Origin of the sequence: Enterobacter sp. 61D5, from assembly GCF_034107965.1 — a bacterium.
Lineage (GTDB): Bacteria > Pseudomonadota > Gammaproteobacteria > Enterobacterales > Enterobacteriaceae > Enterobacter > Enterobacter cloacae_M.
In genome coordinates this window covers 1-20,767 of sequence record NZ_JAWNFK010000003.1, presented here as the reverse complement: position 1 = coordinate 20,767, position 20,767 = coordinate 1, and the positions used below count along the sequence as shown (strand labels likewise).

Sequence of the window (20,767 nt, the reverse complement as noted above, 5' to 3'; positions counted from 1 at the left end):
CAAATCCGTGAAAGATTTATTAAAGTTTCTGAAAGCGCAGACTAAAACCGAAGAGTTTGATGCGATCAAAATTGCTCTGGCTTCGCCAGACATGATCCGTTCATGGTCATTCGGTGAAGTTAAAAAGCCGGAAACCATCAACTACCGTACGTTCAAACCTGAGCGTGACGGCCTTTTCTGTGCGCGTATTTTCGGGCCAGTAAAAGATTACGAGTGCCTGTGCGGTAAGTACAAGCGCCTGAAACACCGTGGTGTGATCTGTGAGAAGTGCGGCGTTGAAGTGACCCAGACCAAAGTGCGTCGTGAGCGCATGGGCCACATCGAGCTGGCGTCTCCGACCGCTCACATCTGGTTCCTGAAATCTCTGCCGTCCCGTATCGGTCTGCTGCTGGATATGCCGCTGCGCGATATCGAACGTGTTCTGTACTTCGAATCTTATGTGGTTATCGAAGGCGGGATGACGAACCTGGAACGTCATCAGATCCTGACTGAAGAGCAGTATCTGGACGCGCTGGAAGAGTTCGGTGACGAATTCGATGCGAAGATGGGTGCGGAAGCTATTCAGGCCCTGCTGAAGAGCATGGATCTGGAGCAAGAGTGCGAGCAGCTGCGTGAAGAGCTGAACGAAACCAACTCCGAAACCAAACGTAAAAAGCTGACCAAGCGTATCAAACTGCTGGAAGCGTTCGTTCAGTCTGGTAACAAACCAGAGTGGATGATCCTGACCGTTCTGCCGGTTCTGCCGCCAGATCTGCGTCCACTGGTTCCGCTGGATGGTGGTCGTTTCGCAACGTCCGATCTGAACGATCTGTATCGTCGCGTTATCAACCGTAACAACCGTCTGAAACGTCTGCTGGATCTGGCTGCGCCGGACATCATCGTACGCAACGAAAAACGTATGCTGCAGGAAGCGGTAGATGCCCTGCTGGATAACGGTCGTCGCGGTCGTGCGATCACCGGTTCTAACAAGCGTCCTCTGAAATCTTTGGCCGACATGATCAAAGGTAAACAGGGTCGTTTCCGTCAGAACCTGCTCGGTAAGCGTGTTGACTACTCCGGTCGTTCTGTAATCACCGTAGGTCCATACCTGCGTCTGCATCAGTGCGGTCTGCCGAAGAAAATGGCACTGGAGCTGTTCAAACCGTTCATCTACGGCAAGCTGGAGTTGCGAGGACTCGCCACCACCATCAAAGCCGCTAAGAAAATGGTTGAGCGTGAAGAAGCTGTCGTTTGGGATATCCTGGACGAAGTTATCCGCGAACACCCGGTACTGCTGAACCGTGCACCAACTCTGCACCGTTTGGGTATCCAGGCATTTGAGCCAGTCCTGATCGAAGGTAAAGCTATCCAGCTGCACCCGCTGGTTTGTGCGGCATATAACGCCGACTTCGATGGTGACCAGATGGCTGTTCACGTACCGCTGACGCTGGAAGCCCAGCTCGAAGCGCGTGCGCTGATGATGTCTACCAACAACATCCTGTCTCCAGCGAACGGTGAACCTATCATCGTTCCTTCTCAGGACGTTGTATTGGGTCTGTACTACATGACCCGTGACTGTGTTAACGCCAAAGGCGAAGGCATGGTGCTGACTGGCCCGAAAGAAGCTGAGCGTATTTATCGCGCTGGCCTGGCCTCTCTGCATGCGCGCGTTAAAGTGCGTATCACCGAATACGAAAAAGATGAAAACGGCGAATTCGTTGCGAAAACCAGCCTGAAAGACACGACCGTTGGCCGTGCCATTCTGTGGATGATCGTACCGAAAGGTCTGCCTTTCTCCATCGTCAACCAGGCGCTGGGCAAGAAAGCGATCTCCAAAATGCTGAACACCTGTTACCGCATTCTGGGTCTGAAGCCGACCGTTATCTTCGCTGACCAGACAATGTATACCGGCTTTGCTTATGCAGCGCGTTCAGGTGCATCTGTTGGTATCGATGACATGGTCATCCCAGAGAAGAAACACGAGATCATCTCTGAAGCGGAAGCCGAAGTTGCTGAGATCCAGGAGCAGTTCCAGTCTGGTCTGGTTACCGCGGGCGAACGCTATAACAAAGTTATCGATATCTGGGCAGCGGCGAACGATCGTGTATCCAAAGCGATGATGGATAACCTGCAGACCGAAACCGTGATTAACCGTGACGGCGTAGAAGAGCAGCAGGTTTCCTTCAACAGCATCTACATGATGGCCGACTCCGGTGCGCGTGGTTCCGCAGCACAGATTCGTCAGCTGGCAGGTATGCGTGGTCTGATGGCGAAGCCAGATGGCTCCATCATCGAAACGCCAATCACCGCGAACTTCCGTGAAGGTCTGAACGTACTCCAGTACTTCATCTCCACGCACGGTGCTCGTAAAGGTCTGGCGGATACCGCACTGAAAACTGCGAACTCCGGTTATCTGACGCGTCGTCTGGTTGACGTTGCGCAGGATCTGGTTGTGACCGAAGACGATTGTGGCACCCTCGAAGGTATCACCATGACCCCGGTTATCGAGGGTGGTGATGTTAAAGAGCCACTGCGCGATCGCGTTCTGGGTCGTGTAACCGCGGAAGACATTCTGAAGCCGGGTACTGCAGACATCCTGGTTCCACGCAACACGCTGCTGCACGAGCACTGGTGTGACCTGCTGGAAGCGAACTCTGTTGACTCCGTGAAAGTACGTTCCGTTGTATCCTGTGACACCGACTTTGGTGTATGTGCGCACTGCTATGGTCGTGACCTGGCGCGTGGCCACATCATCAACAAAGGTGAAGCAATCGGCGTTATCGCGGCACAGTCCATCGGTGAGCCGGGTACACAGCTGACGATGCGTACGTTCCACATCGGTGGTGCGGCATCTCGTGCGGCTGCTGAATCCAGCATCCAGGTGAAAAACAAAGGTAGCATCAAGCTCAGCAACGCGAAGTCTGTTGTTAACTCCGCAGGCAAGCTGGTTGTGACCTCTCGTAACACCGAGCTGAAGCTGATCGACGAATTCGGTCGTACCAAAGAGAGCTATAAAGTGCCTTACGGTGCGGTTATGGCGAAAGGTGATGGCGAGCAGGTTGCCGGCGGTGAAACCGTTGCAAACTGGGATCCACACACCATGCCGGTTATCACCGAAGTAAGTGGTTTCATCCGCTTCACTGACATGATCGACGGCCAGACCATTACTCGTCAGACCGACGAGCTGACCGGTCTGTCTTCTCTGGTGGTTCTGGATTCTGCTGAACGTACTACCGGTGGTAAAGATCTGCGTCCTGCACTGAAAATCGTTGATGCTCAGGGTAACGACGTTCTGATCCCTGGTACCGACATGCCTGCGCAGTACTTCCTGCCAGGTAAAGCGATCGTTCAGCTGGAAGATGGCATTCAGATCGGTGCGGGTGATGCTCTGGCGCGTATTCCACAGGAATCCAGCGGTACCAAGGACATCACCGGTGGTCTGCCACGCGTTGCGGACCTGTTCGAAGCACGTCGTCCGAAAGAGCCTGCAATCCTGGCTGAAATCAGCGGTATCATCTCCTTCGGTAAAGAGACCAAAGGGAAGCGCCGTCTGGTTATCACTCCAGTAGATGGCAGCGAACCGTACGAAGAGATGATTCCTAAGTGGCGTCAGCTCAACGTGTTCGAAGGTGAACGTGTAGAACGTGGTGACGTGGTTTCCGATGGTCCAGAAGCTCCGCACGACATTCTGCGTCTTCGTGGCGTACACGCGGTAACGCGTTACATCACCAACGAAGTACAGGACGTTTACCGTCTGCAGGGCGTTAAGATTAACGATAAGCACATCGAAGTTATCGTTCGTCAGATGCTGCGTAAAGCAACCATCGAAAACGCAGGCAGCTCCGAGTTCCTGGAAGGCGAGCAGGTTGAATACTCACGCGTCAAGATCGCTAACCGCGAACTGGAAGCGAACGGCAAAATCGGTGCGACCTTCTCGCGCGATCTGCTAGGTATCACCAAAGCGTCTCTGGCAACCGAGTCCTTCATCTCTGCAGCATCGTTCCAGGAAACGACTCGTGTCCTGACCGAAGCCGCTGTTGCAGGTAAACGTGATGAACTGCGCGGTCTGAAAGAGAACGTCATCGTGGGTCGTCTGATCCCGGCGGGTACCGGTTATGCGTACCACCAGGATCGTATGCGTCGTCGTGCTGCGGGCGAACTGCCAGCTGCACCGCAGGTGACTGCTGAAGATGCATCCGCGAGTCTGGCAGAACTGCTGAACGCAGGTCTGGGCGGTTCCGACAACGAGTAATCGTTGATGCCCGGTGATGAACATTACCGGGCATGTGCCTCGTAGGTCGGGTAAGCGCAGCGCCGCCCGACAATAAAAAACCCGCCTCGGCGGGTTTTTTTACATCTGTAGGTAATCAGTTTACCAACGGGATCCGTCGATAAAGCTCAATCATATCGCCCGCCAGATCCTGAATGACCATCGCGTTCATCAGGTGATCCTGAGAGTGGACGGTAATCAGGTTTACCGGAAGCTTCCCGGTCCCTTCGTCAAAACCGATAAGCTGAGTCTGGATCGTGTGCGCATGTTTCACATATTCGCGCGACTCTTCCATCGCTTTTTCTGCTTCGTCAAACTCACCTTTACGCGCCATCTGTAACGCAGTCAGGGCCGCACTGCGCGCCGCGCCTGCGTTGACCAGCAGTTCCATTATCGTGGTTTCTAAGTCTTCCATTATGACTCCAGAAGTTTGAGCGCTTTTTCCAGTACGGCATCGCCTTTCATTATGCCGTAATCCATCATGTCGATCACCGCGACCTTTTTACCCAGCGGCTCGGCCTGTGCCTGTAGCTTAGCCTGCTCGTATTTAACCTGTGGCCCCAGCAATACGATGTCGGCCGTCGCGATGTTGTCTTTAAACTCCGCAACCGGAACGGCTTTAATGGTGACTTCAACCCCTTTTTTCTGCGCGGCGTCTTTCATACGTTGAACCAGCATGCTGGTTGACATTCCCGCTGCACAGCATAAAACGATGTTCTTCATAATCAGCCTCGATCTACATGTGTTTATTGATAATTATCCCGTGCAGACCGCTTCAACAACCGGTTTACCGCGATTGTGTGTCAGGCATCACAAAGAAACCGGCGATTTTCTGAAACCGGTTACAATTTTACATTGTCGGGTACCCGGCCCGTGGAATCGGGCAGGGTGAAAGAGGGAGGATTAGCTGATGGACGTTCGGTTAATGCGGTTTTTGCCCTGCTGTTTGGCGCTGTAGAGGGCGTTATCAACGCTTCCGACAAATTGCTCCAGCGGTTCAAAATGCCACTCCCCAAGACCGCCGCTGAACGTAACCCGCAGGTTTTCTTCTCGCCAGACGCGTTTTTCAACTGCGGTACGCCAGGCTTCCAGCAATGAGAGCGCAGACGTCATCTGCTCAGCCTGGAAAATTACCGCAAACTCTTCTCCACCGTAGCGGTAAAGCGAGACGTGATGTGGCTGCATGATTTGGATCCCTTCGCGGGCCACGTTGCGCAGAACGATATCACCGGTCAGGTGGCCCAGCGTGTCGTTAATCGACTTGAAGTTATCAATGTCCACCAGCGCCAGCGCGAAAGGCTGATGGGCATCCAGCAGCTCCGCGATATCGCTATCGAACGCGCGGCGGTTTTTACAGCCCGTCAGCGCATCGTGAGTGGCCTGGCGCACATAGGCCATCTCACGCTCTTTATTGGACTGGATAGTATGGCTCAGCATCGCCTCCAGCCGCGGCGCCTCGCTGACGTCGCCGGTTTTGATGGCATTGATAATGTGCATCAGCACGCTACGCGAGGCGTGGCGGAGGTATAATCCGAAGAGGATGATGATGATGGCCGCCAGCGCAAACCCCCAGCCAACAATCGTCGTTTCATGGCGGGTGATATCGGTGAGCGTCTCGGCAGAGACCCTATAGATGACAAACCAGTCCGGATTGGTAAACGAGTAGTAGTAATACCAGGCGTTGCTTTTCTTGTCGTAAAGGTGCCCTTCGCCGCTGGTCATTTTGTCCATCAGCGCTTCGCTCACGTACTGTTTGAAGAGCGCGCCCGTATCCGGGTGAAGCACAACGGCGCCGTCGCGTTCGACGACGAAGAATTCCCCCTGAACGGGTGCCACCATCTGACGCAGGGTGTAGCCCATTGACGTCAAATCAAGATGAAACGCGATCGTTCCCTTAAGTCGGCCTTCCGGTGAAATCAATGGCTTATAGAGCGTGACCGTCGGATGGCCGGTGAAGTAGTCCATGTAGGGGCGAGTATAGTGGCTGAAGATACTGGCTTCGGCCTGAGCGACAAACCACGGACGCGTCCGGGGATCGAAGGTTTTACTCTTCTCCGTGGGGAGTACTTCCGGTGCGCGGAGATAATGCCCCTGCGTGTCAGCCAGCGAGATGGAGGAGACGGTCGGCATCAGGTTCTGCAGATGCATCACCATCTGCAGCCCCTGCGTCGGGTTAACGTTGAGCGTCTCGTTTAGCCTGTCGTTACGCGAAAAGTACATCGCGGCACGGCCAAGGATATAGTCGTTTTCACGCAGGATCGACTCGGTGTAGTTCACCGCCAGGTTGTGCGTGAAATTGCTGTTGATCTTGTGATAATCCTCAAGAAAATCCTTTCTTTGCGAAAGCGTCACCGCGACCGCAATCACCACAAAACTGCAGATGATCCCCGCGAAGCTGAGCATGATTGGCCGGGTAAAAGAGAGCTTTTTGCTGTGAAGTGCCATGGGCTGTACATCGTTCCTGATGGTGAATACTTTACGTCTGCCGATATCCTCTCAGCATAGTCGCTGTCCTGCGGTTAGCGGTGAATTATACGGCACACGATTTCTGACGGGATGATTTATCTTAAGAACCATTAAGAAAATGCTTATTCAACCGGCTGGGGGCGTTTGTGCAATGAACCAGAGGCAGGGCGAAACGAGGAAGAAGCTTTTCGCCCTGGTCAGCATCCGTTGCTGACCGTGTGACAATAAAAAACCGGACGATCGCTGACAATCATCCGGTTTTGCCTTTTCGTAGCGCCTCGACAATTTTTTATGATGTTGCAGTGCGTTTCAACGTCATTGCGAGGTTCTTCCCAGCCAGCTGTCCCAGTCTTTCCAGACAGGCTGAAGACCCTGCGCCGTCAGGGCTGCGGCGACCGCTTCCGGACGTCGTCCGTCATGCGGCACAAACTGCTCCAGCTCCGGACGATCGTCGGCGTAGCCGCCAGGCTGCGTTTTGGAAAACGCGCTGACGTTGTTAATCGCCAGCGGGATAACGCGATCGCGAAACGCCGGGGACTCACGCGTTGAGAGCGATAATTCCACTTCCGGGGCGAGCAGGCGAAACGCGCAGATGGTCTGCACCAGCTGGCGTTCATCCATCAGCGAAGCCGGTTCAATCCCTCCCGCGCAGGGTCTCAGGCGCGGGAAGGAGATGGAGTAACGGCTCTGCCAGTAGTGCTGCTGAAGCCAGAGCAAATGTTCCGCCACCATGTAACAATCCACACGCCAGCTGTCAGAAAGCCCGATCAGCGCCCCCAGACCGATTTTGTCGATCCCCGCGCGACCCAGCCTGTCCGGCGTTTCCAGCCGGAAAAAGAAGTCCTGTTTCTTGCCCTTCAGGTGATGCCGGGCGTACGTCGCCTCGTGGTAGGTTTCCTGGTAGACCATGACCCCGTCCAGCCCGAGGGTTTTGAGCTCCGCATACTCCTCCTGCGCCAGGGGCTGCACTTCCATCTGCAGCGACGCGAACTGACGGCGAATGGCGGGAAGGTGGTGACGGAAATAGTCCATTCCCACCTTTCCCTGATGTTCGCCCGTGACCAGTAGAAGATGTTCAAAGCCCATTTCACGAATAGCCGCGCACTCGCGGGCAATCTCACCTTCATCGAGCGTTTTACGCTTGATGCGGTTGCTCATGGAAAAACCGCAGTAGGTGCAGTCATTGGCGCACAGGTTTGAGAGATAAAGCGGCACGTAGAAGCTCACCGTGTTGCCAAAACGCTGGCGGGTGAGCCGCTGCGCTCGCTGGGCCATCGGTTCGAGGTATGCGCTGGCCGCCGGGGAGAGCAGGGCCATCAGATCCTCGCGGGTCAGATGGCGGGCATGCAGCGCGCGCTCCACGTCAGCCGCCGTTTTACTGTTAATGCGCAGGGCAATGTCGTCCCAGTTAAGCTGCCGCCAGCGCTCGGTAAACGTGCTCATGAGACCGCCTCCAGAAAACCGGTCAGCGGGCTGGTGGCCTGCGCCTGGAAACTGCGCGAGCCGGGACCGGACTCCCTTGCCAGCAGGCCAGCCTCTACGGCCATGCGGAACGCACGCGCCATCATGACCGGATCGTCGGCAACCGCGATGGCCGTATTGACCAGCACCGCGTCGGCACCCATCTCCAGCGCCTGCGCGGCATGGCTGGGCACGCCGATGCCCGCATCAACCACCACCGGTACGGTAGCCTGCTCAATAATGATTTCCAGCATCGCGCGGGTTTCCAGCCCCTGGTTGGAGCCAATGGGGGCGCCCAGCGGCATGACGGCGGCGCAGCCGACCTCTTCCAGCCGTTTGCACAGGACAGGGTCGGCGCCGCAGTAAGGCAGGACGGTAAACCCTTGCTGCACCAGCTTTTCAGCCGCTTTCAGCGTTTCGATAGGGTCGGGCAGCAGCCAGCGGGCGTCAGGATGAATTTCCAGCTTCAGCCAGCGGGTGCCGAGCGCCTCGCGGGCCAGCTGCGCGGCAAAAATCGCCTCTTCGGCCGTTTTGGCACCGGAGGTGTTGGGCAGCAGCGTGACGCCAGCCTCCAGTAAAGGCGCCAGAATGGCGTCGCTGTGATGACGCAGATCCACGCGCTTGAGCGCCAGCGTCACCAGCTGGCTGCCGCTTTCGCGAATGGCATCCACCATCAGCTGCGGCGAGGCGAATTTTCCGGTTCCGGTAAACAGATGTGAATCAAAGACTTTATCGGCAATACGTAACATCTCAGCCCCCTGCGATAACCTGAAACAGCAGGATCTGGTCGCCGTCATTGACCTGCTGATGTTCCCACTGCTCGCGCGGCAGGATCTGTTGATTGAGCGCCAGCGCCGTTCCCGGCCTGAGCTGACGCAGCTTGTCGAGCAGTACCGCAACGGTGAGCCCGTCGTCGCATCTCATCGGCTCATCGTTAAACAGAATGCGCATCGCGACCTCCGCATACCGGGCAGGGGGGGGGGGGGGGGTTTGGGCCCAAGGGGCCCCCCCCCGGGGGGGGGCGCGAACCACCCCCCCCCCGNNCCTCCGCATACCGGGCCGCGGCTGGCGCGGTGTAAGGCCAGATGGCGCCAGCCGCTGGAGCGGGCATCAAACAGCCGCAGCGTATTGCGTTCCGTCTCCATGCCGCTGAGCAGCTTGATGGCTTCCAGCGCCTGCATCGTGCCCATTACGCCGACCACCGGACCAAGAATGCCCGCCGTACGGCAGTTGCGCGCTGGCTCTGCATCATCCGGCCACAGGCAGCGATAGCAGCCCTGCGACCACGGCGGGGTCAGGACCATCATCTGCCCGCCGAAACCCACCGCGCTGGCCGTGATAAGCGGCGTATTATTTGCCACGCAGGCGGCGTTAATCGCCTGGCGCGTCGCCATGTTGTCCGTGCAGTCCAGCACCGCGTCGGCCAGGGCGACCTCACGGCGCAGGCTTTCGCCGCTGAGCCGATCCTGCAGGGCAATCAGCACGATATCCGGGTTGAGCTGGTTCAGGCGCTGCCGGGTGATTTGCGCTTTCGGCTGGTTGATATCCTCGGTGGTAAAGAGGATTTGTCGCTGCAGGTTGCTGAGGTGAACCTCGTCGTCGTCGGCCAGTACCAGCGTACCGATACCTGCGCCTGCCAGATAAAGCGCGGCGGGCGCGCCTAACCCGCCCAGACCGACAATTAGCACCCGGCTGGCGAGCAGCTTTTGCTGCCCGTCGATGGCGATATCTTCCAGCAGGATCTGACGGCTATAGCGCATAAAATCACGATCGTTCATCACCCGCTCCTGCCAGCTGTAACAGCTGTTCGGTGGCGAGACGCCAGTCTGCGGCCTGGGTGATGGCGCTGACGACGGCGATACTGCCGACGCCGGTCTCCAGCACCGCCGGGGCGCGTTCAAGGCTGATTCCGCCGATGGCGACGGTGGGGTAATCGGCAAGGCGTTTAACGTGACTCGCCAGCTGCGTCAGCCCCTGCGGTGCGGAGGGCATCTGTTTGGTTTGCGTCGGGAAGACGTGACCCAGCGCGATGTAAGAGGGACGGGCCGCCAGCGCCACGTCGATCTCCATGTCATCGTGTGTTGAAACGCCAAGACGCAACCCGGCTTCGCGGATAGCGCTAAGATCCGTTGTTTCCAGATCCTCCTGACCCAGATGCACGCCGTACGCCTGGTGCTTAACGGCCAGCCGCCAGTAGTCGTTGATAAACAGACGGGCGTTATGCCGACGCCCCAGCGCGATGGCGGCAACCACATCGGCTTCCACCTCGTCGTCGCGTTTATCCTTGATGCGCAGCTGGATCGTTCGAACGCCTGTCTCCAGCAGGCGCTCTATCCACTCCACGCTGTCCACCACCGGATAGAGCCCTAAACGGTAGGGGACGGACGGGAAATCGGGCTTATACATTACGCCTCCTCTTTTTTGAGGTAGATTTCGCCGCCTTTGGCGCGGAAGGTCTCAGACATGTCCGCCATACCCACTTCAATGGTCTGCGCGGCGGCGTAGTCGCGCACCTCCTGGCTGATTTTCATCGAGCAGAATTTTGGCCCGCACATAGAGCAGAAGTGCGCGACTTTACCTGACTCCTGCGGCAGGGTCTCGTCGTGATAGGCGCGGGCGGTGAACGGGTCCAGCGCCAGGTTGAACTGGTCTTCCCAGCGGAATTCAAAGCGTGCCTTCGACATGGCGTTATCGCGGATTTGCGCGCCCGGGTGGCCTTTGGCCAGATCCGCCGCGTGGGCGGCAATTTTGTAGGTGATCAGCCCCTGCTTCACATCCTCTTTGTTTGGCAGGCCGAGGTGCTCTTTCGGCGTCACGTAGCAGAGCATGGCGCAGCCGAACCAGCCGATCATCGCCGCCCCAATGCCCGACGTGAAGTGGTCATAGCCCGGTGCAATATCGGTGGTCAATGGCCCCAAGGTATAGAACGGCGCTTCGTGGCAGTGCTCCAGCTCCTCGGTCATGTTGCGGCGGATCATCTGCATCGGCACGTGTCCCGGACCTTCAATCATCACCTGCACGTCATACTCCCAGGCGATCTTAGTCAGCTCGCCCAGCGTGTGCAGCTCGGCAAACTGCGCTTCGTCGTTCGCGTCGCGAATAGAGCCCGGACGCAGGCCGTCACCCAGAGAAAGTGATACGTCGTAGGCAGCGCAGATTTCGCAAATTTCGCGGAAGTGCTCGTAGAGGAAGTTTTCCTGGTGATGGGACAGGCACCACTTCGCCATGATGGAACCGCCGCGCGAGACGATGCCGGTCAGGCGCTTCGCGGTCATCGGCACGTAGCGCAGCAGCACNNTGCCGTTGACCTTTTCCAGCGCCTGATAAATCGGGACGGTGCCAATCGGTACCGGGCTGTTACGCAGGATCCATTCGCGGGTTTCGTGTATATAGCGGCCGGTGGAGAGATCCATTACCGTGTCCGCACCCCAGCGAGTGGACCAGACCAGCTTCTCCACCTCTTCTTCGATGGAGGAGGTGACGGCCGAGTTACCGATGTTAGCGTTGACCTTCACCAGGAAGTTGCGACCGATAATCATCGGCTCGGATTCCGGGTGGTTGATGTTGGCGGGGATAATCGCGCGGCCTGCGGCCACTTCGTCACGCACAAACTCCGGCGTGATGTTCTCCGGCAGGCGAGCGCCAAAGCCTTCACCCGGATGCTGATAGCGCAGCACTTCGCTACGGATGCGCTCGCGACCCATGTTTTCGCGGATGGCGATGAACTCCATTTCCGGCGTGACGATGCCGCGGCGCGCGTAGTGCAGCTGGGTCACGCATTTGCCCGCCTTAGCGCGTTTTGGCGTCAGCAGGCCGGTAAAGCGCAGCTCGTCCAGACCGTCGTCGGCCAGGCGCTCTTTAGTGTATGCAGAACTCAGGACGCTCAGCTCTTCGCAGTCGTTACGCGCGTCAATCCACGGCTGGCGCAGCTTTGCCAGACCCTGCTGGACGTTGATGGCAACATCAGGATCGCCGTACGGGCCGGAGGTGTCATACACCGGCACGGCTTCGTTGTCTTCGTACTGCGGGTTATCTTTGCTGCCGCCGATAAGCGTCGGGCTGAGCTGAATTTCGCGCATTGGGACGCGGATATCGGCCTGCGAGCCGGAAATGTAGATGCGTTTCGAGTTCGGGAAAGCGGTGCCTTCCAGCGTGTCGATGAAGTGTTGGGCCTGTGCGCGCTGTTCGCGGCGGGTCAGTTTTGCAGTAGACATAGCTCATTCCAAAAGTGAAGGACATGGCTTGTCAGACGACGGATGAAGCAAGAGAGGATCGCCCTCAGGCGATACAACAGCAGTGTGACTCTTGTTCCCTTCGCAGGTATTAGCCTGATCAGGTTCCGCGGATCCCGAATTAACGGTCTCAGCCCGCGCTTTCAGGCGCTGGGCACTCCGACAAGAAAAATCCCCCTCGTGAGAGGGGCGAATGGTTGTAAATTACTCGTTAACGATGAAGAACTCAAGCAGGGCGCGCGACGTTCTCTTCGTTACTGATGTTCAAATCATTATCCAGCACGAGGGCGATCAGCTTATCTTCCAGCGTGAATCGCTCTTCCAGCGCTTCACCGAGGTCGGATAGCGCCTGCTGAAACTCAAGATAGTTATCGTGGTCGATAGCGTTCTCGAGCGCGGAATCATAGTAATCCATGATCTGCTGGGTGTTAGCTTCCAGAAGCGGATAGAGCTTGCTGGCCGCTAAATACGGCGTTGTCCCTTCCATTTCGCGGATAATGCGTTCATAAATATTGAAATGGCCGTCGGACAGATAGTCGACCAGGCCCTGACAAAAATCATCCAGCGCTTTTTCATTCAGTCGCATAAACGATTCTTTGCCAGGCTTAATACCGACCAGATTGTAATAAGCCACGAGTAGATGCTTGCGTACATGTAGCCAGCGATCCACCAGTTTGTTATTTCCTCTAACGCGCTCAGTCAGGCTTTGCAGCTGGTTTAACATGGTCGACTCCGCAAAATGTAGGATTGAATCTGCTTATCCAGAATGTAACCACAATGCTAACAACATGTCAGTGAAGCGAAGGTAGTGCAATAGATATGGATCGTATTATTGAAAAATCAGATCTTGGTTGGTGGATCGTCAGTCACGAACAAAAATTATGGCTTCCTGCCGGGGAAATCCCCTACGGTGCAGCTGAGGCGTTCGATCTCGTTGGCCAGCCAGCGCTACAGATCGGCGAGTGGCAGGGTGAGCCCGTGTGGTTGATCCAACAGCCCCGCCGCCAGGATATGGGATCCGTGCGCCAGGTGCTGGATCTGGACGTGGGGCTGTTCCAGCTGGCGGGGCGCGGCGTGCAGCTGGCTGAGTTTTATCGCTCGCATAAATACTGCGGCTACTGTGGTCATACCATGCGCCCGAGCAAAACCGAGTGGGCGATGCTCTGCAGCCACTGCCGCGAACGCTACTATCCGCAGATTGCGCCGTGCATTATCGTCGCTATCCGCCGGGAGGATTCCATCCTGCTGGCGCAGCATACCCGCCATCGCAACGGCATTCACACCGTGCTGGCCGGCTTCGTCGAGGTGGGCGAAACGCTGGAGCAGGCGGTGGCGCGCGAGGTAATGGAGGAGAGCGGGATCAAAGTGAAGAACCTGCGCTACGTCACCTCCCAGCCGTGGCCGTTCCCGCAGTCGCTGATGACGGCATTTATGGCCGAATACGACAGCGGCGAGATCGTTATCGACCAGAAAGAGCTTCTGGACGCGAACTGGTATCGCTACGACGATCTACCGCTGTTGCCTCCGCCGGGCACCGTGGCGCGTCGCCTGATAGAAGATACCGTGGCGATGTGTCGGGCCGAGTATGAGTAGTGTTACACTGAGGCCATGACGCTTAAGGAACTGCAAAAATGACCGAACTGAAGAACGATCGTTATCTGCGTGCGCTGCTGCGCCAGCCCGTTGATGTCACCCCGGTGTGGATGATGCGCCAGGCGGGACGCTATCTCCCGGAGTACAAAGCCACGCGCGCGCAGGCGGGTGATTTTATGTCGCTGTGCAAAAACGCCGAGCTGGCCTGCGAAGTGACGCTCCAGCCGCTGCGCCGCTTCCCGCTGGATGCTGCGATCCTCTTCTCGGATATTCTGACCATTCCGGATGCAATGGGCCTTGGCCTGTACTTCGAAACCGGCGAAGGCCCGCGTTTCACCTCCCCAATCAAAAGCAAAGCCGATGTGGATAAGCTGCCGATCCCCGATCCGGAAGGCGAGCTGGGCTACGTGATGAACGCCGTGCGCACCATTCGCCGCGAGCTGAAAGGTGAAGTGCCGCTGATTGGCTTCTCCGGCAGCCCGTGGACGCTGGCGACCTATATGGTGGAAGGGGGCAGCAGCAAAGCCTTTACCATGATTAAAAAGATGATGTACGCCGAGCCGCTGGCCCTGCATGCGCTGCTCGACAAGCTGGCGAAGAGCGTCACCCTCTATCTGAACGCGCAGATTAAGGCCGGTGCGCAGTCGGTGATGATTTTCGATACCTGGGGCGGCGTGCTGACCGGGCGCGATTATCAGCAGTTCTCCCTGTACTACATGCACAAAATCGTTGATGGCCTGCTGCGTGAAAACGAAGGCCGCCGCGTGCCGGTGACGCTGTTCACCAAAGGTGGCGGTCAGTGGCTGGAAGCGATGGCGGCAACCGGCTGCGACGCGCTGGGCCTCGACTGGACCACCGATATCGCCGATGCGCGCCGTCGCGTGGGCGACAAAGTGGCGCTGCAGGGCAATATGGACCCGTCCATGCTCTATGCGCCGCCAGCCCGCATTGAAGAAGAAGTGTCGACTATACTGTCTGGTTTCGGCCAGGGTGAAGGCCACGTCTTTAACCTCGGCCACGGCATTCATCAGGATGTGCCGCCAGAACACGCAGGCGTATTTGTGGAGGCGGTGCATCGGCTTTCTACCCAGTATCACAAGTAAGGAGTGATTATGGATCTCGCGTCGCTACGCGCTCAACAAATCGAACTGGCATCATCGGTGATCCGCGAGGATCGTCTGGATAAAGATCCTCCGCAGTACATTGGCGGAGCAGACGTCGGATTCGAGCAGGGTGGGGAAGTGACGCGAGCGGCGATGGTGGTACTGAAATACCCTTCGCTTGAGCTGGTGGAGTACAAGGTTGCGCGTATCGCGACCACCATGCCGTACATTCCGGGCTTTCTCTCCTTCCGCGAGTATCCCGCGCTGCTGGCAGCGTGGGAGCAGCTCTCGCAAAAACCTGACCTGCTTTTTGTCGATGGACACGGTATCTCACACCCGCGCCGTTTAGGCGTTGCCAGCCACTTTGGGCTACTGGTGGATGTGCCGACCATTGGCGTTGCCAAGAAACGCCTGTGCGGCGCGTTTGAACCTCTTTCAGCCGAGCCGGGCGCGCTGGCGCCGCTTGTCCATAAAGGCGAGCAGCTAGCGTGGGTCTGGCGCAGCAAGGCGCGCTGCAACCCGCTCTTTATCGCCTCCGGGCACCGGGTGAGCATGGACAGCGCCCTGGCGTGGGTGCAGCGCTGCATGAAGGGCTACCGCTTGCCGGAGCCGACGCGCTGGGCAGACGCCGTGGCCTCTTCGCGTCCGGCTTTTGTTCGTTGGCAGGAAATTCAGCGATGATTCAGGTAAACTGCGCCTAATTTTCGATTCGAGAGATCATCATGCTACAAAACCCGATTCACCTGCGCCTTGAGAAACTTGAAAGCTGGCAGCACGTGACGTTTATGGCTTGCCTGTGCGAGCGCATGTATCCCAACTATGCCGCGTTCTGTAAGGAGACGGGCTTTGGTGATGGCCATATCTACCGCCGCATTCTGGATCTGATCTGGGAAACGCTGACGGTAAAAGACGCAAAGGTGAACTTCGACTCCCAGCTGGAAAAGCTGGAAGAGGCGATTCCGGCTGCGGATGATTTTGACCTGTACGGTGTCTACCCGGCGATTGATGCCTGCGTGGCGTTAAGCGAACTGCTTCACTCCCGTCTGAGCGGTGAAACGCTGGAGCACGCAATTGAAGTCAGTAAGGCGTCTATTACGACCGTCGCGATGCTGGAAATGACCCAGGAAGGCCGCGAGATGACCGACGAAGAGCTGCGTGCGAACCCGGCGGTTGAGCAAGAATGGGACATTCAGTGGGAAATTTTCCGCCTGCTGGCAGAGTGTGAAGAACGCGATATTGAGCTGATAAAAGGGCTGCGCGCGGACTTACGAGAGGCTGGTGAGAGCAATATTGGTATAATTTTTAACCAATGAGACAATAAAACTTGAGATAACGCCCGTTTTGTCGCTCCTCGACTCTTCCCTTTCGCCCCTTGTCTGGTCTACATTTGGGGGGCGAAAAAAAGTGGCTATCGGTGCGTGTATGCAGGAGAGTGCTTTTTTGGCATTTTCGTCGCACTCGATGCTTAGCAAGCGATAAACACATTGAAAGGATAACTTATGAACAAGACTCAACTGATTGATGTAATTGCGGACAAGGCTGATCTGTCTAAAGTGCAGGCTAAAGCTGCTCTGGAATCTACCCTGGCTGCTATTACTGAGTCTCTGAAAGAAGGCGATGCTGTGCAACTGGTTGGTTTCGGTACCTTCAAAGTGAACCACCGCGCTGAGCGTACTGGCCGCAACCCGCAGACCGGTAAAGAAATCAAAATCGCCGCAGCTAACGTGCCGGCATTTGTTTCTGGTAAAGCACTGAAAGACGCTGTTAAGTAAGACGCGTGGCAGTGAACAGTTTTAGCGAAGGGGCGGTAACGCCCCTTTTGTCTTTCTGGCGTGGAACGCTCGCGCTGGCAGGCATGCTGCTGCTGTCAGCCTGCAGCCACGACACCTCCCTGCCGCCGTTTACCGCCAGCGGCTACGCGGATAACCAGGGCGCGGTCAGGATCTGGCGCAAAGATTCCGGCGGCGAAGTGCATCTGCTTTCTGCCTTCAGCCCGTGGCATAACGGCAATACATCGACTGCGGAATATCGCTGGCAGGGAGATGACCTGTCGCTGATTGAACTGAACGTCTACAGCAAGACCCCCGAACACGTGAAAGTGCGTTTTGACGATCATGGCGAGCTGAGCTTTATGCAGCGCGAAGTCAGCGGTCAAAAACAGCAGCTTTCCAGCGATCAAATCGCCCTCTACCGTTATCGTGCCGAACAAATCCGCCAGACCAGCGATGCGCTTCGTCTGGGACGCGTTGTGCTGCGCCAGGGGCGCTGGCATGCCGATGGGACGGTGACAACCTGCGAAGGACAGACGGTCAAGCCCGAGCTCGAATCCTGGGCAACCGAACACATACAACGTCGTCAGCGTCATTCATCAATGGAGGTGAGTGTGGCGTGGTTGGAAGCGCCGGAAGGCTCTCAGCTGCTGCTGGTGGCGAACGAAGACTTCTGCACCTGGCAGCCGACAGAGAAGAGTTTCTGAGTTCTGTGGGTTAAGCCGGATGGCGCTAACGCTTATCCGGCCTACGAACGATCCCCTCTCCCTTGAAGGAGAGGGTGAGGGTGTGAAATTACTCGCCCTGCTCGCGCGCAATCGCACGATAACCGATATCCTGACGGCTAAAGCTGCCGTTCCAGTGAATATCCGCCATCAGCGCGTAGGCGCGTTTCTGCGCTTCTGCCACGGTATGGCCCAGCGCGGTTGCACACAGCACGCGTCCGCCGTTGGTGAGGACGCGATCGTCGTCAGCCAGCTTCGTACCCGCATGAAACACCTTCGCACCGTCAATCTCTTCCAGCGGCAGGCCGTGGATTTCATCCCCGGTGTTGTAGTTGCCTGGATAACCACCTGCAGCAATCACCACGCCCAGAGACGCACGCTCGTCCCACTCTGAGGTTTTCTCGTCGAGCTTGCCTTCGCAGGCTGCCAGACACAGTTCCACCAGATCGGATTTCATGCGCAGCATGATGGGCTGCGTTTCCGGATCGCCAAAGCGGCAGTTGAATTCGATGACCTTAGGGTTACCCTGCTTGTCAATCATCAGACCCGCGTAGAGGAAACCGGTGTAGGTGTTGCCTTCCGCCGCCATCCCTTTCACGGTTGGCCAAATGACGCGATCCATGGTGCGCTGGTGGACTTCGTCAGTCACTACCGGAGCGGGGGAGTAAGCGCCCATTCCGCCAGTATTCGGGCCGGTATCGCCATTACCCACACGCTTGTGATCCTGGCTGGTGGCCATCGGCAGAACGTGCTCGCCGTCGACCATCACGATAAAGCTCGCTTCTTCACCGTCGAGGAACTCTTCGATCACGATGCGGTGGCCCGCATCGCCAAAGGCGTTGCCCGCCAGCATATCCTGAACCGCGGCTTCTGCTTCTTCGAGGGTCATCGCGACGATAACGCCTTTACCAGCGGCCAGACCGTCGGCCTTGATGACAATCGGCGCGCCTTTTTCACGCAGGTAGGCCAGGGCTGGCTCCACTTCGGTGAAGTTCTGATATTCCGCCGTCGGGATGTTGTGACGCGCGAGGAAATCTTTGGTGAAGGCTTTGGAGCCTTCCAGCTGCGCGGCGCCTTCCGTTGGCCCGAAGATTGTCAGACCCGCCGCGCGGAACGCATCCACCACGCCAATCACCAGAGGGGCTTCCGGGCCCACAATCGTCAGATCGATTTTCTCGCTCTGGGCAAAACTCAGCAGCGCCGGGATATCGGTCACGCCGATAGCCACGTTTTGCAGCGCGGGTTCCAGCGCGGTACCGGCGTTGCCCGGTGCTACGAAGACTGTTTTCACCAGCGGAGACTGCGCCGCTTTCCAAGCCAGAGCGTGCTCGCGTCCGCCGTTACCAATCACTAATACTTTCATTTTCTGCTCCGGGAATTAATGGCGGAAGTGGCGCATGTCGGTGAAGATCATCGCAATGCCGTGTTCGTCGGCGGCGGCAATCACTTCGTCGTCGCGGATTGAGCCGCCAGGCTGGATCACGCAGGTGATCCCTACAGCGGCTGCCGCGTCGATACCGTCACGGAACGGGAAGAAGGCGTCAGAAGCCATGGCGGAGCCTTTTACTTCCAGACCTTCATCGCCTGCTTTAATGCCCGCGATTTTCGCGGAGTAAACGCGGCTCATCTGGCCTGCGCCTATCCCGATAGTCATGTTTTCTTTGGCGTAGACGATGGCGTTGGATTTGACGAACTTCGCGACCTTCCAGCAGAACAGCGCGTCACGCAGTTCCTGTTCGGTCGGCTGACGTTTGGTTACCACGCGCAGGTCGGCTTCTGTCACCATACCCAGATCGCGGTCCTGAACCAGCAGGCCGCCGTTCACACGCTTGAAGTCCAGGCCCGGCACGCGTTCTGCCCACTGGCCGCAAACCAGCACGCGTACGTTCTGTTTCGCCGCGGTGATTTTCAGCGCCTCTTCGGATGCCGATGGCGCGATGATCACTTCAACGAACTGGCGGGAGATGATGGCCTGTGCGGTTTCAGCATCCAGCTCGCGGTTGAAGGCGATAATGCCGCCGAACGCAGAGGTTGGGTCGGTTTTGTAGGCGCGATCGTAGGCATCCAGAATAGAGGTGCTCACCGCAACGCCGCATGGGTTCGCATGCTTGACGATAACGCAGGCCGGCTCGCTGAACTCTTTCACGCACTCCAGCGCGGCGTCGGTGTCGGCAATGTTGTTATAGGAGAGCGCTTTGCCCTGAACCTGCTGGGCAGTCGCAACAGAGGCTTCTTTTACCTCTTCTTCTATATAGAAGGCTGCCTGCTGGTGGCTGTTCTCGCCGTAACGCATATCCTGCTTCTTAATGAAGTTCAGGTTCAGGGTGCGCGGGAAACGGCCAGAAGGATCTTTGCTTTCACCGTGGTAAGCAGGCACCAGGCTACCGAAGTAGTTGGCGATCATGCTGTCGTACGCCGCGGTGTGCTCGAAGGCTTTGATGGCGAGGTCGAAACGCGTTTCCAGAGTCAGTGACCCTTCGTTGGCATCCATCTCATTAATAATGGTTTCGTAATCGCTGCTCTTTACGACGATGGCCACATCTTTATGGTTCTTGGCCGCGGAGCGCACCATGGTTGGGCCGCCGATATCAATATTCTCTACGGCATCTTCCAGAGAACAGCCTTCGCGGGCTACGGTCTGGGCAAACGGGTAGAGGTTAACGACAACCATGTCGATTGGGGCGATGTCATGCTGTTCCATAATGGCGTCGTCCTGACCGCGACGGCCAAGAATACCGCCGTGCACTTTCGGATGCAGGGTTTTGACGCGTCCATCCATCATTTCCGGGAAACCGGTGTAATCGGACACTTCGGTTACCGGCAGACCTTTATCTGCTAACAGGCGAGCGGTACCGCCTGTAGAAAGCAACTCCACACCGCGTGCGGAAAGTGCCTGAGCGAATTCGACGATACCGGCTTTATCAGAAACACTGAGCAGAGCGCGGCGGACTGGACGACGTTGTTGCATGGTAAATCCCCTGGATTTCACGATTACAGAGAGCGTTAGATGAATTTTCCTGCGAAAAACTCATCTAACACACCTGACGGGGCATCCTTATTAAGCGCGAGCATTTTAACGAAAACGTTTGCGCAACGCTCGCACATTTTCACTTTTTCGTATCATTGTGGATAAGTCTGTGTGTAAAAAGGTATAAGGCGGGGTTTTGCT

At 57.0% G+C, this 20,767-nt stretch carries 18 protein-coding genes, 1 pseudogene and 1 riboswitch; of the genes and pseudogenes, 7 read left to right on the top strand and 12 right to left on the bottom strand.

Going from position 1 to position 20,767, the window contains the following annotated elements; all coding sequences use genetic code 11:
- The first annotated feature begins 7 nt into the window (after nt 1-7).
- Nucleotides 8-4,231, top strand: a complete 4,224-nt coding sequence (gene rpoC / locus UTM25_RS01675) for a DNA-directed RNA polymerase subunit beta' (RefSeq protein WP_023309968.1) — start codon at nt 8-10, stop codon at nt 4,229-4,231.
- A 115-nt stretch (nt 4,232-4,346) separates the two neighbouring features.
- Here rpoC and UTM25_RS01670 read toward each other — a convergent pair whose 3' ends face one another.
- The 10 genes and pseudogenes from UTM25_RS01670 to UTM25_RS01625 all read right to left on the bottom strand — a co-directional run bounded on the left by UTM25_RS01670 (nt 4,347) and on the right by UTM25_RS01625 (nt 13,132).
- Nucleotides 4,347-4,664, bottom strand: a complete 318-nt coding sequence (locus UTM25_RS01670) for a PTS lactose/cellobiose transporter subunit IIA (RefSeq protein WP_033146992.1) — start codon at nt 4,662-4,664, stop codon at nt 4,347-4,349.
- Nucleotides 4,664-4,972: a PTS sugar transporter subunit IIB gene (locus UTM25_RS01665; RefSeq protein ID WP_320714195.1), complete on the bottom strand. Its 309-nt coding sequence runs from the start codon at nt 4,970-4,972 to the stop codon at nt 4,664-4,666. Before UTM25_RS01665 ends, UTM25_RS01670 begins: the two co-directional genes overlap by 1 nt.
- Nucleotides 4,973-5,152: 180 nt before the next feature.
- Nucleotides 5,153-6,694: a sensor domain-containing diguanylate cyclase gene (locus tag UTM25_RS01660; protein ID WP_194401713.1), complete on the bottom strand. Its 1,542-nt coding sequence runs from the start codon at nt 6,692-6,694 to the stop codon at nt 5,153-5,155.
- 336 nt (nt 6,695-7,030) lie between these two features.
- A complete protein-coding gene (gene thiH / locus UTM25_RS01655; protein ID WP_194401714.1) occupies nt 7,031-8,158 on the bottom strand; it encodes a 2-iminoacetate synthase ThiH in 1,128 nt (375 codons plus the stop codon).
- Complete coding sequence (gene thiG / locus UTM25_RS01650; RefSeq protein WP_194401715.1) at nt 8,155-8,925, bottom strand: thiazole synthase; 771 nt, start codon at nt 8,923-8,925, stop codon at nt 8,155-8,157. The genes thiH and thiG overlap by 4 nt, the downstream gene beginning before the upstream one ends.
- A 1-nt stretch (nt 8,926) precedes the next feature.
- Nucleotides 8,927-9,127, bottom strand: coding sequence for a sulfur carrier protein ThiS (gene thiS / locus UTM25_RS01645; RefSeq protein WP_121425955.1), 201 nt, complete (start codon nt 9,125-9,127; stop codon nt 8,927-8,929).
- Between the two features lie 95 nt (nt 9,128-9,222).
- Nucleotides 9,223-9,954, bottom strand: a pseudogene (locus UTM25_RS01640) (HesA/MoeB/ThiF family protein); the annotation flags it as partial.
- On the bottom strand, nt 9,941-10,582 hold the full coding sequence (gene thiE / locus UTM25_RS01635; protein ID WP_109846695.1) for a thiamine phosphate synthase: 642 nt from the start codon (nt 10,580-10,582) through the stop codon (nt 9,941-9,943). The pseudogene UTM25_RS01640 and the gene thiE, both read right to left, overlap by 14 nt.
- Nucleotides 10,582-12,390: a phosphomethylpyrimidine synthase gene (gene thiC, locus UTM25_RS01630; protein ID WP_320714190.1), complete on the bottom strand. Its 1,809-nt coding sequence runs from the start codon at nt 12,388-12,390 to the stop codon at nt 10,582-10,584. The genes thiE and thiC overlap by 1 nt, the downstream gene beginning before the upstream one ends.
- Before the next feature lie 78 nt (nt 12,391-12,468).
- Nucleotides 12,469-12,580, bottom strand: a riboswitch (TPP riboswitch).
- A gap of 54 nt (nt 12,581-12,634) precedes the next feature.
- Nucleotides 12,635-13,132 carry an Rsd/AlgQ family anti-sigma factor gene (locus tag UTM25_RS01625; protein ID WP_023309976.1) on the bottom strand — a complete coding sequence of 166 codons (498 nt, stop codon included), beginning with the start codon at nt 13,130-13,132 and terminating at the stop codon, nt 12,635-12,637.
- A 95-nt stretch (nt 13,133-13,227) separates the two neighbouring features.
- On the opposite strand from UTM25_RS01625, the gene nudC reads away from it, so the two are divergent.
- The 6 genes from nudC (at nt 13,228) to UTM25_RS01595 (ending at nt 17,580) form a co-directional block, all read left to right on the top strand.
- Nucleotides 13,228-14,001 carry an NAD(+) diphosphatase gene (gene nudC, locus UTM25_RS01620; protein ID WP_045357738.1) on the top strand — a complete coding sequence of 258 codons (774 nt, stop codon included), beginning with the start codon at nt 13,228-13,230 and terminating at the stop codon, nt 13,999-14,001.
- 38 nt (nt 14,002-14,039) lie between these two features.
- Nucleotides 14,040-15,104, top strand: coding sequence for a uroporphyrinogen decarboxylase (gene hemE, locus UTM25_RS01615; protein ID WP_194401717.1), 1,065 nt, complete (start codon nt 14,040-14,042; stop codon nt 15,102-15,104).
- A gap of 9 nt (nt 15,105-15,113) precedes the next feature.
- Complete coding sequence (nfi, locus tag UTM25_RS01610) at nt 15,114-15,785, top strand: deoxyribonuclease V (protein ID WP_194401718.1); 672 nt, start codon at nt 15,114-15,116, stop codon at nt 15,783-15,785.
- A 41-nt stretch (nt 15,786-15,826) separates the two neighbouring features.
- Nucleotides 15,827-16,417, top strand: a complete 591-nt coding sequence (locus UTM25_RS01605) for a YjaG family protein (RefSeq protein WP_023309980.1) — start codon at nt 15,827-15,829, stop codon at nt 16,415-16,417.
- 186 nt (nt 16,418-16,603) lie between these two features.
- The gene (gene hupA, locus UTM25_RS01600; RefSeq protein ID WP_002445246.1) at nt 16,604-16,876 is read left to right on the top strand and encodes a nucleoid-associated protein HU-alpha; all 273 of its coding nucleotides are present in this window, start codon (nt 16,604-16,606) and stop codon (nt 16,874-16,876) included.
- An 11-nt stretch (nt 16,877-16,887) separates the two neighbouring features.
- Entirely contained in the window at nt 16,888-17,580 is a 693-nt protein-coding gene (locus tag UTM25_RS01595) for a DUF1481 domain-containing protein (RefSeq protein ID WP_023309981.1), read from the top strand.
- Nucleotides 17,581-17,668: 88 nt separating this feature from the next.
- Here UTM25_RS01595 and purD read toward each other — a convergent pair whose 3' ends face one another.
- Entirely contained in the window at nt 17,669-18,961 is a 1,293-nt protein-coding gene (purD, locus tag UTM25_RS01590) for a phosphoribosylamine--glycine ligase (RefSeq protein WP_045357745.1), read from the bottom strand.
- A 15-nt stretch (nt 18,962-18,976) separates the two neighbouring features.
- Nucleotides 18,977-20,566: a bifunctional phosphoribosylaminoimidazolecarboxamide formyltransferase/IMP cyclohydrolase gene (purH, locus tag UTM25_RS01585; protein WP_061716167.1), complete on the bottom strand. Its 1,590-nt coding sequence runs from the start codon at nt 20,564-20,566 to the stop codon at nt 18,977-18,979.
- Nucleotides 20,567-20,767 lie beyond the last annotated feature (201 nt).